Below are 13,764 nucleotides of genomic sequence, written 5' to 3' on the forward strand. Positions count from 1 at the left end.
GATGTGAGCGTTAACACTTGCGGGACGTCGCCTGCTCCCGACAGGCGTGTAGATCGGCCGGCCGGTTCTCCGGCCGGGGGCTTGCGGGGTGGTGCCGGGGCGGACCGGTCCCTAGTAGACGAACGGCCAGCCCGCCGCGTCGTACCCGATACGGTTGATCCCGAGGTACGAGCCGCTGCTGGTGTAGTAGTGGTAGAACAGCACGTCTCCGTCGTTGTCCTTGATGACCGCCTGATGGCCGGGCCCGACGATGCCGCCGTGCGTCGCGAGCACCTGCATCCCGCCGCCCGACGTCATCGCGACCCCGTTGCGGTCGGTGTAGGGCCCGGTGACGCTCGTCGAGCGACCGACCATGACCCGGTACGTGCTGTTGGTGCCCTGGCAGCACGTGTCCCACGACACCCACAGGTAGTAGTAGCCGCCGTGCTTGAAGATGAACGGCGCCTCGATCGCGGTGGTGCCGCCGCTGCGCGCGGCGATGCTGCGCACCGTCGTGTCCGACCGCAGGCCGGTGCCCGGGTTCAGCGCGATCAGCTTGAGGCCGGACCAGAACGAACCGAAGCTCAGCCACCAGTTGCCGGCGTCGTCGACGATCAGGTTCGGGTCGATCGCGTTGTAGTTGGAGCTGGTGGTCGTCTCGATGACGAGGCCCCGGTTGGTCCAACTGCCGGACGCGCCCGTGGTGCTGGTCGCCAGGAAGATCGCCGACCGGCTGGAGCCGAACGTCGAGGCCGAGTAGTACATGTAGTACTGGCCGTTGCGGTAGGAGATGTCCGGCGCCCACAGGTTGGCGCTACCGCCGGTGTAGGTCGTGGTCCAGGACGCCCCGTTGGGGAACGCGGCCCCGGCGCTGCGCCACGTGATCCGGTCGGTCGACGTCTTGAGCTGGATGTTGTTGCCGGTGACGGCGGCGATGTAGGTACCCGCGGGCGTCTTCACAACCGTCGGGTCGTGCGCGCCGGTGCTGCCGCTGACGGTCCCCGGGTTCGGGTACGACGCGGGCGGGGTGGTCGGCGTGGCCGGCCCGGCGGTCGTGACCGGCGCCCGGGTGGTCGCGACGGCGCTCGTCTGCGGCGCCCGGCTCGTCTGCGGCGCGCGGGTGGTGGGCGCGGCGCTGCTCGGCGCGGCGGTGGTGGCCGCGCCGGTGGTGGCCACGGCGCCGGTGCACGTGACACCGTTGAGCGCGAAGCTCGTCGGGACCGGGTTCGAGCCCGTCCACGAGCCGTTGAACCCGAAGCCCGTGCTGCCGTTCGTGGCCAACGAGCCGTTGTAGCTCACGTTTCTCGCGGTGACCACGGCACCGGACTGCGTCGCGTCGGTGTTCCAGGCCTGCCGGATGGTCTGACCGGCGCCGAACGTCCACGTCAGCGTCCAGCCGTTGATCGGGTCGCCGAGGTTGTTAACGCTCACATCCGCGCCGAAGCCGCCTTGCCACTGGTTCGTCACGCGGTAGGTGACCGCGCAGCCGGCGGCCGCGGCCTGGGCCGACACGGCGACCACGATGCCCGTACCGACGGCGGCCACGGTGGCCAGGCCGCCCGACAGCAGGGCGAGACGTTTGGATCTCTGCATGTGCCACTCTCCTGGGGAACGCGCGGCCCGTCGGACGGAACGTCGGCCGCCAGTGGATGACATTTGTCGTCATCGAAGTTTGCAGCGCCGCAAGCTTCGCGCTGATCGGGGCAAATGGCAAGCGCTCTCCCGCACCATGCGCAGGAAAGGGTCCCCCGGGGCGGGGATANGCCGAACCCGGCCGCGATGCCCTGCAGCAGGTACCGCCGACCGAACAGGTACAGCGCGAGCACCGGGACGGCCGAGAGCACGACCGCCGCGAGGAGGCCGGGGACGTCCGTGCCGTACTGGTTCTGGAAGTTCCACAGGCCGAGCGGGAGCACCCGCCGTTCCGGGCTCTGCGTGAGGACGAGGGGGAACAGGAAACCGTTCCAGCCACTGAGTCCACTGAAGATGCCGATGGTCACCAGGCCCGGCCGAGCCAGCGGTAGGACCAGGTCACGGAACACGCGCACGGGGCCGGCGCCCTCGACGGTCATCGCCTCGTACAGCTCGTTCGGGATGTCGCGCAGGGTGCTCGTCAGGACCAGCACGGAGATCGGCAGCGCGAACGCCACCGTGGGCAGCACGATCGCGGTGAGCGCGTCGTAGAGGTGCAGGCGCGTGATGACGAGGTAGATCGGCACGATCACGGCCTGCGCCGGCACGGCCAGCCCGAGCAGCAGCGCGTTGAACGTCCAGCGCACCGGTCGACTGGTCCCCCGCACGATCGCGTACGCGGCCGGCAGGGCGAGCAGCAGCACGAGCACGACCGTGGCGGCGGTGACGATGAGGCTGTTCATGAGGAACGTGCCGAAGCCCAGCCCCAGCACCCGGCCGTAGTTCGACGTCGTCAGGTCGCTCGGGAAGCGCAGCGCGCCCTCGGTGAGGTAGTCCTCCGAGTCGCGCAGGCTGTTGACCACGATGAAGTACAGCGGCACCGAGACCACGACGAGCCACACGGCGGCGCCGAACCCGGCCGGTACGTTGACCCGGCGCAGGAAGCGCCGCATCGGACCGGCCGGCGGCACGCGCTGCTCGAACGTCCTGGACCGCACGGCGGGCCTCGGCGCCGACGCCCGCCCGGTCGCCGCGGCGTGCCGCGGCCGCTCATAAACGGTGCTCACAACCCCTCCCGCTGGCTCGACATCCGGTGGTATCCGGTCACCCGGGCGATCGCGAAGGACAGCGCGGCCCCGACCGCGACCATGACGACGGCCAGGACGCTGGCGTAGCCCATGTCGGTGCCGACGAAGCCCTTCACGTACATGTGCAGCGGCAGCACCCGGGTCGCGGTGCCCGGCCCGCCGCCGGTGAGCAGCAGGATCGACTCGAAGTAGGTCAGCGAGCCGATCACGATGAGGATCGACGACGCGGTCACGGTGTGCCGCAGCTGCGGCAACGTGACGGAGAAGAACCGCCGCCACCGGTCGGCGCCGTCGACCCGCGCGGCCTCGTAGAGCGTCGCCGGGATCTGCTGGGCCGCGGCCTGGTAGATCAACGCGTGGAACGGGATGAACTGCCAGGTCACCACGAACGCGACCGTGTACAGGGCGAGCTGGCGGTCGCCGAGGAAGTTGCCGTCCTCGACGCCCAGGAACCTCCCCAGGTCGACGGCCATCCCGAAGTTCGGGTCGAGCAGCGACAGCCAGGTCAGCGCGATGGCCGCGGTGGACAACAGCAACGGCACGAAGAAGATCGTCGAGAGTACGGCCCGGTTGCGCTGCGGTCCGGCCGCCCACACGCCGAGCAGCAGCGACACGGGCGTCTGCACCAGCCAGCACAGCACCGTCAGGACGAGCGTGACGCGCACGCTGCCGACGACGTCCGGGTCCTCGAACAGGCGCGCCCAGTTGTCCAGGCCGGTCCACTCCGGCGAGCCGAGCAGGTTCCACTCGGTGAAGCTGAGGTAGACCACCGCCCCGATGGGACCGAGGCCGAAGATGGCGAAGAAGATGGCGGCCGGGGCGGCCCAGAGCACGCCGGGTCGCCCCCGCCCTGTCGTCAAAGTCGTCATGCCGTCGCCTCCGCTTCGCTCCAGCGCCGACATGCTCCCCCGAGCCGATGATTCACTCGCTCACGCTCGCTCATGCCGTCGCCTCCGCTTCGCTCCAGCGCCGACATGCTCCGCCGAGCCGGTGATTCACTCGCTGACGCTCGCTCATGCCGCCTTCTCCATCGCCGCCACGAAGTCGGCCGGCGAGATGTCTCCGAGGAACAGTTTCTGCAGGTTGGAGTTGAGCTCCGCGCCCGCCGACGGGCTCAGCGCCTGGTCCCACGACTGCGTGAAGGTGGGCGCCTTGACCGCGAGCTGGTACGTGAACGTCGCGAACTCCGCGTTGTTGGTGCCGGCGAGCTTCTTCTCCACGCCCCGCACCGCCGGCACCTGACCGGCGGTGATCAGGTCCGCGACGTACGCGTCGGAGGCGAGGGTCTCCACGACGAAGCGGGTGGCCGCGTCCGCGTTGGGTGAGTCCGACCGCACCGAGAAGTAGTTGCTGGGGTTGCCCACGACGGCACGCGGGTCGCCCTGGCCGCCGGGGACCGTGGGGAACGCCACCCAACCCAGCTCGCCCCGTTCCAGGAAGCCGGGGTTGTTGGCCGCCTGGCTGCCGTACTCCCAGCTGCCCATGAGGTGCATCGCCGCCTTGCCGGTGGCGAACAGCTTGGACGCGCCGGTGTTGTCGTAGTTGACGGAGGCGAAGTTGCGCCCGAACGTGCCCCGCCCCGCGAGGTCCTGGCACATGGCGAGGGCCTGCAGGACGGACGGGTCGCGCCACGCGCCCGCCTTGCCGGTCGCGATGGCGGCGAACTTCTCCGCCCCGCCGACCCGGTCGAGCAGGTACTCCAGCCACATGAGCTCGGTCCAGCCCTGGGAGCCGGCGAGCGCGACCGGCGTGACACCGCGGGACTTGAAGAGGTCGACGAGGGTGTACAGGTCCTCGATGGTCTTCGGCGGTTCGGCGCCGGCCGCCGCGAAGACCTTCTTGTTGTAGAAGAGGACGACCGGCTGGATGCCGTTCATCGGGATGCCGTACTGGTGACCGTTGATCTTTCCCACGTCCAGCACGCTGGGCAGGAACCGCTCGGTCACCTCGGGCCGCAGGGCGAGGGCGCTCGTCAGGTCGCGGACCTGGTTGGCCTTGACGAACTGGGCGAGGTTGCCGCCGCCCCAGTTGAAGAACACGTCGGGGGCGTTGGGCGAGCCCATCGACACCTGCAGCTTCTGCTTGTACGCGTCGTTGGCGTACGTCGTCAGGGCCGCGCGGGTGCCGGACTCCACATTGAACTGTTCGATGCCGCGCCGGATGATCGGCTCGTTGGCGGGGTCCTGCAGGGCCCAGACCTGCATGCCACCGCGCATCGGGCCGGCCGTGCCGCACGCCGAGTTGAGGACGAGCGCCGCACAGGTGGCGACGCTGAGGACGGCTCTGGTGATCCCTGAGCGGTGACGCATGCGCGCACCGTCCTTCCGTGGCCGCGGAGGTATCACGAAGCGCGAAACGTTTCGAAGGCGGCTGGGGGATATTGCATCCGAAAGGTTTCGTCTTGAAACCCTAGAGTTACGTAAAGGATCACGTCAATTGCCTGCAGGTTTCATTGCGATTACGACGACCTGGAAATAGACAAGCTCCGATACTGCACCTACGGTCGAAACGTTTCGATCGACGGAGCGTCAGGGCTTGGGCTTCCTGCCCTGTCCGGGCGGGGCGGGCTTCGGTGGTTTCGGAGCGTCGTCGGCGTCCTTCTGCGGCTTCGCCTTCTCCGGCGCGGCCGTGGGCGTTGGCGCCGCCACCGGACCGACGAGCCGCGCCGTGCACGGCACCGCGTCCACTGCGAACTCCAACGGCATGGGGTTGACCTTCCGGTACGTGCCGCGGAAGGCGTACGTCGTCTCCTTGCCCGCGGGCAGCTCACGCCCGACCGGGCCGATCGACACGGCGCGCCCGGACTGGTGCACGTCCTGTCCGGCGACGCGCTGGTCACCCTGATAGTGGAAGGACAGGGTCCAGTCCCGCAGCGGCACCGTCCCGGTGTTCAGCACGGTCACCTCGCCCGCGAACCGGCGGCCGTCGTCACTGCGCATGCGGTAGATCGCCTGACACGACGCGGCCGACGGGCTCGTCGACGGCGGCGCGGCCTGCCCGGTGCCCACGTCGTCACCCAACGCGGCGGCGCCGGCCATCACGCCGACGATCGCCACGGACGCGACCCCGGCCGCCACAGGCCCCCACCAGCGCCCGCGCACCTGGTCGTCAACGGCCGTGGCGGTCGCGCCCGCCGGGTCGCGCGGGCCCGACGCGGGGACGCCCGCCCGGCCGGTCGCCCGACGGACGGCGAGCGGCGCGGCGAGGAACGCGGTCTGTTCGGTCTCCTCGGTCGGTCGGGTGGGCTCGGCTCCGGGGATCGTCGCGCCGGCCACGCCGGGCAGTGCGATCAGCTCCTGGGCGACCGCGGCCGCGCTCGGACGCTCGTCCGGCTCCTTGACCAGGCACCGCTCGCACAACGCGATCAGCGCGTCCGGCAGCGTCTCGTCGGTCGCGTCCGGCAGGGGCCGCGGGTCGACCTCCAGGTGGGCCAGCAGCAGCTCGGTCGGCCCGGCGACCGACCAGGGCAGATCGCCGGCCACGGCGCGGTAGAGCAACAGCCCGAGCGCGTACACGTCGGCCGCCGGGGAGGTGCGCCGGCCGATGATGCGCTCCGGCGCGAGGTACGCGGGCGTGCCCAGCACCTCGCCGGACTCCTCGGCCTCGCCGGCGATCGCCGAGATGCCGAAGTCGACCAGCTTGGCGCCGGTCGGCGCGAGGACGATGTTGGCCGGCTTGACGTCGCGGTGCACCAGCCCGCGCGCGTGCGCGGCGGCCAGGCCCGCGGCCACCTGGGCCACGATGGCGGCCGCCTGCGGCCAGGGCAGCGGCCCCTCGCGTAGCACGTCGCTCAGCGAAGGGCCGTCGATGAGCTCCATCACCACGTACGGCATGACGGCGTCGTTGGCGTCGAGCCACTCGCCGTAGTCGTGCACGACGCTGACGTGCGGGTGCGCCAGGCGGGCGGCGGCCCGGGCCTCCTCGCGGATGCGCCGCCGGAAGTCCGGATCCTCGGCGAGGTCGGAGGTCAGCACCTTGACCGCCACGGGGCGGCCCAGCACCTCGTCGAACGCGCGCCACACGACCGCCATGCCGCCGGACCCGATCAACTCGACGAGACGGTAACGGCCGGAGAGGGTCTGCATACCCTTACCGTGCCCACCTCGACGGTTCCTACACGTCCAGGTGGCGGGGCGGACCTGTCCGTCCGCCCCGCCACCTGGCGTCCGACGTCAGCCGGCGGTGCAGCTCACCGTCGGCACGCTGTTGGTGCCGGTCCAGGTGCCGATGAAGCCGAAGTCCGTCCCGGCACCGGCCGCGAGGCTGCCGTTGTACGAGACGTTCCGGGCCGTGATCGCGGAGCCACTCGCCGTCACCGTCGCGCTCCACGCCTGGGAGACGGTCTGACCGTTGGCGTACGTCCAGGTCACCGTCCACGCGGAGAGCGGGGCGGAGCCCGCGGTCACCCGGACGTTGCCCTGGAAGCCGCCCTGCCACGAGCTGACGATCGTGTAGACCGCCGAGCACCCGGCCGCGCTCGTGGTGGCCGGCCGCGAGGTCACGGCGCCCGTCGTGGTGGCCGGACGGCTGGTGACCGCGCCCGTGGTCGTCGCCGGGCGGGACGTGACCGCGCCGGTCGTCGTCGCCGGCCGGCTGGTGACCGCGCCGGACGTGGGCTGGGTGCCGGTCGTGGTGCCGGTGGCCGCCGTCGTGCCGACCTGGGAGGCGCCGGAGACCGTACCGCCGGTGTAGAGGCCGCCGCCCAGGCTCGTCGGGCCGACGCTGCCACCGCTGTAGATGGCGTACGTCGTGCCCGGCGTGATCTGGTACGACGAGAAGACGATCCGTTGGAACGCCTTCGTCGAGCGGAACGCCACGATCTCGGTGCCGGACGTGGTCGCGATATGGATCGTGGTGTTGGCCGCCTGCGTGGCGCTGAACGCGTACGCGACGCGGCCCTGGCCGGCGTTGGCGATGGTGCCGGTGCTCGCGTTGAGGCCGCTGGAGAAGATCGTGCCGCCGGTGATGCTGAGCGTGCCGTTGGAGTCCAGGCCGCCCTCGCCGCCGCCGCGCGTGCCCGAGCCGGCGACCACGACGGTGCCGCCCGACAGGGTCATCGTGCCGTTGGAGTCGAGGCCGTCGGTGCCGCCGTCGACGACGACCGTGCCACCGGAGATACGGATGAACGCGTTGGGCGCGACCGCGAACTCGTTGACGCCCTCCTCGGCCGCGCTGAACGCGTCGTCGGTCGCGACCGCCTTCACGTTGCCGCCGCTGACGCTGAGCTTCAGCGCCTCCAGGCCCTCGTACGACCTGGTGACGTTGACGGTGCCGCCGGAGACGGTCAGCTCGTCGTCGGCGTGCAGGCCGTCGTCGTTGGTGGAGACCGTCACCGAACCGCCGTCGACCAGCACGTCGGCGTTCGAGTTCACGCCGTCGTCGGCGGTGTTGGTGCTCACCGTGCCGTTGCTGACGACGACGAGCACGCCGGCCTTGAGGCCCTTCGTGGACGTGTCGGTCACGGCCGCGGAGCTGCCGCCGCCGGCGGTCGCGGTGACCGTCCCGCCCTGCACGATGACGTCCGTCTCGGCCGAGATCGCGTCGCCGGAGGCGGTGATCCCGATGGTGCCGGCCGTGATGTTGACGTAGCCCGCGGTCGCGTCGGAGTCGTTGGTGGCCTTGAGACCGTCCGATCCGGCGTTGACGGTGATCGCGCCGCCGTCGACGACCAGGTAGTCCTTGCCTCGGATCGCGTCGTCCTTCGCGGTCACGTTGATCGTGCCGGAGTGGATGATGAGGCCGTCCTTGGCGGCGATGCCGTCGAAGGCGTTGCCCCGCACGGTCAGCGAGCCGGTGCCGGCGATGGCCAGGTTCGCCTTGCTGAACAGCGCGGCGTCCGGCTCGTCCTCGCCCGACGGGTACACGTAGGTCGTGGCGTCCGTGAGGCTGTTCGCGGTGCCCGCGTTGAGCACGACGACGGCCTTCTCGGCCGCCGTGACGACGAACGGCGCGGTCGTCGAGTTGGTGATCGTGGCGCCGTTGAGCAGGACCCGCACGACGCCCGGCCCGGTGGAGTTGACGACGATCTGGCCGTTGGTCAGGGTGCCGGTGAGCTGGTAGGTGCCGGCGGCGGTGATCGTGACCGTTGTGCCGCTGATCGACACGTTGCCGCTGGAGCTGCTGGCGCTGGAGCCGCTGAGCGCGACAGCAACGACGTCGGAGGCGTTCCAGGTGTAGTCGGAGTCGGCGTCGTGGTCGGCGAGGTTCGCGGCCATGGCGGTCTGCGCGGCCGTGGTGGCGGCGTGTGCGGCCGTGCCGTTGCGGACGGTCGTGAAGGCCCAGCCCGCCAGGACGGCCGCGGCCAGCGAGGCCGCCGCGACGGCTTTGACACGGGGACGTTGCATCGATTCCTGCCCTAGGTGATGAGGCGCTGTCAATCGCGTGAACGATCGACGAACTTGAATAGGCAGTATATCGACGAACTCCGCTAGATGGTCCTCGTCGAACCTCAGGGTTTACTCAGGATTCGGTCAGCGTTCGGCGCACGGGCCCAGACAGGTCCCCGGCGCTGTCCTTGAGCCGGCGACCCACGTCCCGCCCGGCCCGGCGTGACCGTGTCGCGCGAGCGCTACCTCGCGGCCGCCGACGGTGAGCGGCTCACGCTGCGGGTGCGGCCCGGGTTCTTCGGGGCGCCCTGGGTCGAGCGCCCCTGACGTCACCAGTTGTGCAGGGTGCCGTCCTCCAGGCGGTTCACCGGCAGCGACGCGGGGCGGTACGGGTACTTGGCGGCGAGGTCCTCGTCGATGTCGACGCCCAGGCCCGGGGCCTCGGACGGGTGCAGGTAACCGTCGGCGAAGTGGTAACCGTGCGGGAAGACCTCGTCGGTGGCCGGCGTGTGCCGCATGTACTCCTGCAGGCCGAAATTCGGGATCGCCAGGTCCAGGTGCAGCGCAGCCGCCATGCAGACCGGCGACAGGTCGGTGGCGCCGTGCGAGCCCGAGCGCACGTGGTGCAGCGCGGCGAGGTCGAAGATGCGGCGCAGGTGGGTGATGCCGCCCGCGTGCACGACCGTGGCGCGGATGTAGTCGATGAGCTGCTCACGGATGAGCTGCTCACAGTCCCAGACGGAGTTGAACACCTCACCGACCGCGATCGGCGTGGTCGTGTGCTGGCGGATGAGGCGGAAACCCTCCTGCAGCTCGGCGGGGACCGGGTCCTCCATCCAGGTCAGCGCGTACGGCTCCAGGCCGCGGCCCAGGCGCGCCGCCTCGATGGGGGTGAGCCGGTGGTGCACGTCGTGCAGCAGCTTCAGCGTCGGGCCGAACTCCTCGCGCACCCGCGCGAACACGGACGGGACGAACGACAGGTACCGCTCGGTCGACCACGCCGCCTCGGTCGGGACGGCCGCGTCCGCCGGCTCGTAGAACAGCTTGTCCTTGCTGACGCCGTAGGTGACCGGCAGGCCGGGGATGCCCGACTGCACGCGCACGGCCCGGTAACCCAGGTCCACATAGGAGGCCACCGCGGTGAGCACGTCGTCGACGGTGTCGCCGTTCGCGTGCCCGTAGACGGTCACGCCCTCCCGGGACCGGCCACCCAGCAGCTGGTACACCGGCAGGCCGGCGACCTTGCCCTTGATGTCCCACAGGGCCGTGTCCACGGCCGCGATCGCGCTCATCGTCACCGGGCCGCGCCGCCAGTACGCGCCCCGGTAGAGGTACTGCCAGGTGTCCTCGATGCGGGCCGGGTCCCGGCCGATCAGTGTCGGGATCACGTGCTCGGTCAGGTACGCCGCGACGGCCAGCTCACGGCCGTTGAGCGTCGCGTCGCCGACGCCGGTGACCCCCTCGTCCGTGACGATCTTCAGCGTGACGAAGTTGCGACCGGGACAGGTCACGATGACCCGGGCATCGACGATCCTCACTCGGGTGGCCTCCTCGTGTGCGGGGACCACCCGAGCATAGGTCTCAGAAAATCGCCTTGTACGCCGTGAAGCCTGTGCCCTTCTTCACCTTGGCGGCGAACGTGCCGTTGCCCCTGCCGGCGTAGAACCACAGGTTGCCGGACGCGTCCCGGGCGACGAGATCGTTGCGGCCGTCGAGGTTCAGGTCGCCGATGCCGACGAGCGCGTTGTAGACGCCCCAGCCCGTACCGATCCTGACCCGGGCGGCGAACGTGCCGTTGCCCCTGCCGTTGTAGCGCCACAGGACGCCCGACGCGTCGATCCCCAACAGGTCGCCGTGCCGGTCGCTGGTCAGATCACCAGCACCGACGAGCCGCTTGTACGCGTTCCAGCCGGTACCGATCTTGACCCGGGCCGCGAACCCGCCCTTGCCGTTGCCGTTGTAGCGCCACAGGGCGCCGCCGGCGTCGCGGGCCAGCAGGTCGTCCCGGCCGTCCCCGGTCAGGTCGCCGGCCGCCACGAGCGCCGGGTACTGGTTCCACCCGGAGCCGATCCTGATGTTCGTGACGCTGTCCCGGCTGAAGTTGTTGTATCCCCTGCCGAGGTACGCCCGCAGCACGCCGCCGCTGTCGCGGGCCAGCACGTCGTTGTGGCCGTCGCCGTTGATGTCGCCGAACGGCACGATGGCCGTGAACGTGCCCAGCGGCCAGCTCTCCGTGTATCCCCAGTCCTTCAGCGACCCGTTGTCCAGGCCGCCGAACCAGTGGGCCTCGCCGGTGCTCCTGACCGCCAGCATGCTCACCGTCCCCAGGCAGTCGTAGCTGCGGAAGGGCTGCGCGCCGCAGTAGACGTGGGTTGTGGCCGTCGAGATGGTCACCGGGTCGGTCGACCGCGCGCCCACGACGGACAGCCGCCACGTGTACTCGCCGCTGGGCGCGATAGCGCCCGCGGCCGTGCGCCCGTCCCAGGCCGCATCGACCTGGACGCGGGTCGCGCCGCCCGTGACGGTGCGCACCGTGACGCCGGTGCTCTTGCGGACAAGCGCCAGCGACCAGGACTTCACCGGCTGGCTGAGCGTCGCCCACACGTGCCAGGGGTTGGCGTCCTTCGGATGCACGATGTTGAGGCTGGGCATCGCCTCGATCGCGACCGGGGCGGATGGCGCCACGCCCGGATCGATGATGTGCACCCGGCCGTCCGCGTCGGCGTAGGCGACGTCGCCGCTGAACCGGTCGACGGTCCAGGTCACGTTGCGGTCGTCGGCCGGCACGCCGGGCGCCACGTCGGCCAGCTTCACCGCCGGCGCCGCCGCGCCCTCGTGGATGTCGATCAGGCGAAGCTCGCCGTCGGCGCGCACCACGACGTAGCCGTCGCCGACCAGGGCTGGGTCGGCCGGGACTGCGATGCTCGCCTTCGTGGTCACGTCGTAGACGCCGGCTGGGCCTTCCGCGCCGCACGACCAGTAGAGCCAGCGGCCGGCCGCGATCTGCAGCTCGGTGGGCCTGCACGGCGCAGCGGTCGTGACGGTGCGCAGGGTCGTACCGGTCTTGAGGTCGACCTCCGCCACCTGGCTGGCCGTCGCCGTCGCGGTCCACAGCCGGTCGAACCACAGCGCCGCGCCCTGGATGTCGCCCGTCCGCACCGCGGTGTTGTACCGGTACACCCGCTGCTGACCCGAGGACGGGTCGTCGACCACCACATGCGTGTGGGAGGCGTCCACGATCCGGCTGCCGGCGGCGACCGACACCCAGCGCTGGCCGTCCATGAAGACCTCAGGGCTGGTGTTCTTGTGGCCGACGTAGGCGGCCCGCCCGGCGTCGCCGCCGACCATCCGCACGCACCGGACGTCGGTCGCGCAGGTCGACACGGACGCGGGCAAGGTCGCCGAGTATTCGGCTCCGGCGCCGCCGAGCGCCGTCAGTCCCATGCCGGTGATCGTGTAGATCCGGCTCGTCGAGTCGGCGTTCCAGGTGCTGCGCACCTGGCGCACGACGCCGTGGGCCAGGGTCAGGCCGGCGGTCGTGTCGGCCTCCCGCACCGGGGCGACGACGGTGTCGACGACCGCGTCGCCGTCGGCCTGCCACGCGTACCGGTGCACGGCCCAGTCGTCGACGCCGCTGCCGCCGACGGCCAGCGCCGTGTTGTCGGGTCCCTGGATCAGGTTGCCGGCCAGGTACGCCAGGCTCGGGAGGAGCACCTCGTGGCCGGTCGCGGTGTAGTCGACCAGCGGCCGGGGCGCGTTGTAGACGGCCGAGGTGTCGCGCAGGTCCGCGAGGACGTGGCCGCCGACCGCCGCGACCATGGTGGCGGCGGTCGTGGCGCCGGTGGAGACGGTCGTGGAGATCCCGGAGGCGTCGCCGCTCATCAGGCTCGTGAAGCTGTACCGGCGCACCGTCGTGCTGGTGAGTCCGGTGAAGCCGCTCGCAAGGATGGCGTCGCCGCTGACGGTGAACGTCCGCGCACCCGTCTCGTTGACCAGTTCCGCGATCCGGCCCGTCGCCATGTCGATGAGGCGGTTCTGACGGACGTTCTCTTCGACGTGCCAGATGACGACGCGGGATCCGTCGCCCTTCATGGGCGCCAGGCCGGAGGTGGACGCGACCATGGTCGGCAGGTCGAGGCTGGCCGCGATCGTGCCGTCCTCGGCGAGCGTGACCAGGCGGAGCAGCCGCTGCCCGTCCACAATCTTGCCGATCAGCACGTTTGCGTTGAACACCGCCATCTCGGACCAGTCGTCCGGCGCGGCGAACTGGCGCACGGACCGGTCAAGGAGGTTCACGATGGTCACCGCGCCGGGCGCCGGCCGCTGCGGGAGCTCCCAGTGCGTCGAGACGCTGTCCGGCCCCGCGGCGCGGATCGACGCGTACGGCGCGCCGGTCAGCACGTCGACGTCGGTCGAGGCGCCGGTGTCGTAGCGCGTCCAGACGTACGTGCCGGCGTCGCCGGGCAGGTGCAGGAAACCGGTGCGGCCGACGAAGACGATCCGCTCGGCCGGCGGCGCGAGCGGGGCCTTCGGGGTGAGTGTGGTCAGCTCACTGGGGACCGGGGCGGTTTCGGCGTGGGCCGACGCGGTCACCAGTCCGGTCACCACGACGCTCAGCACCACGGCAGCACGCAGGACAAGTCGACGATTCGTCGCCACGACGTTCCTCCCCGTTGACCTCCCGATTTGATGATCAGATCGAGAGCCGGAGGATCGTAGCAACTGATCCGCCGACCAGG

Annotated in this window: 8 protein-coding genes; all 8 read right to left on the reverse strand. The window is 70.9% G+C overall.

Features of this window, described 5'->3' with window-relative positions; genetic code table 11:
• Positions 1-111 precede the first annotated feature (111 nt).
• A complete protein-coding gene (locus ABD211_RS15435) occupies positions 112-1,524 on the reverse strand; it encodes a family 43 glycosylhydrolase (RefSeq protein ID WP_344131457.1) in 1,413 nt (470 codons plus the stop codon).
• Complete coding sequence (locus ABD211_RS15440) at positions 1,443-2,564, reverse strand: carbohydrate ABC transporter permease (RefSeq protein WP_425560418.1); 1,122 nt, start codon at positions 2,562-2,564, stop codon at positions 1,443-1,445. The genes ABD211_RS15435 and ABD211_RS15440 overlap by 82 nt, the downstream gene beginning before the upstream one ends.
• A 110-nt stretch (positions 2,565-2,674) precedes the next feature.
• Complete coding sequence (locus ABD211_RS15445) at positions 2,675-3,568, reverse strand: carbohydrate ABC transporter permease (RefSeq protein WP_344131393.1); 894 nt, start codon at positions 3,566-3,568, stop codon at positions 2,675-2,677.
• Positions 3,569-3,712: 144 nt separating this feature from the next.
• The gene (locus ABD211_RS15450; protein WP_344131396.1) at positions 3,713-5,008 is read right to left on the reverse strand and encodes an extracellular solute-binding protein; all 1,296 of its coding nucleotides are present in this window, start codon (positions 5,006-5,008) and stop codon (positions 3,713-3,715) included.
• Positions 5,009-5,227: 219 nt separating this feature from the next.
• Positions 5,228-6,784, reverse strand: a complete 1,557-nt coding sequence (locus tag ABD211_RS15455; protein ID WP_344131399.1) for a protein kinase domain-containing protein — start codon at positions 6,782-6,784, stop codon at positions 5,228-5,230.
• Between the two features lie 87 nt (positions 6,785-6,871).
• Positions 6,872-9,043: a carbohydrate-binding domain-containing protein gene (locus tag ABD211_RS15460; RefSeq protein ID WP_344131402.1), complete on the reverse strand. Its 2,172-nt coding sequence runs from the start codon at positions 9,041-9,043 to the stop codon at positions 6,872-6,874.
• A 311-nt stretch (positions 9,044-9,354) separates the two neighbouring features.
• The gene (manD, locus tag ABD211_RS15465; RefSeq protein ID WP_344131405.1) at positions 9,355-10,563 is read right to left on the reverse strand and encodes a D-mannonate dehydratase ManD; all 1,209 of its coding nucleotides are present in this window, start codon (positions 10,561-10,563) and stop codon (positions 9,355-9,357) included.
• A gap of 43 nt (positions 10,564-10,606) precedes the next feature.
• The gene (locus ABD211_RS15470) at positions 10,607-13,684 is read right to left on the reverse strand and encodes an FG-GAP-like repeat-containing protein (protein ID WP_344131409.1); all 3,078 of its coding nucleotides are present in this window, start codon (positions 13,682-13,684) and stop codon (positions 10,607-10,609) included.
• Between the last annotated feature and the right edge of the window lie 80 nt (positions 13,685-13,764).

This window comes from Luedemannella flava (assembly GCF_039528515.1).
GTDB classification, from domain to species: Bacteria; Actinomycetota; Actinomycetes; order Mycobacteriales; family Micromonosporaceae; genus Luedemannella; species Luedemannella flava.

Excerpts from the sequence above, each read along its gene's own strand:
- ABD211_RS15445 (WP_344131393.1), bottom strand. The coding sequence starts at position 3,568 with ATGACGACTTTGACGACAGGGCGGGGGCGACCCGGCGTGCTCTGGGCC.
- ABD211_RS15450 (WP_344131396.1), bottom strand. The coding sequence starts at position 5,008 with ATGCGTCACCGCTCAGGGATCACCAGAGCCGTCCTCAGCGTCGCCACC.
- ABD211_RS15455 (WP_344131399.1), bottom strand. The coding sequence starts at position 6,784 with ATGCAGACCCTCTCCGGCCGTTACCGTCTCGTCGAGTTGATCGGGTCC.
- ABD211_RS15460 (WP_344131402.1), bottom strand. The coding sequence starts at position 9,043 with ATGCAACGTCCCCGTGTCAAAGCCGTCGCGGCGGCCTCGCTGGCCGCG.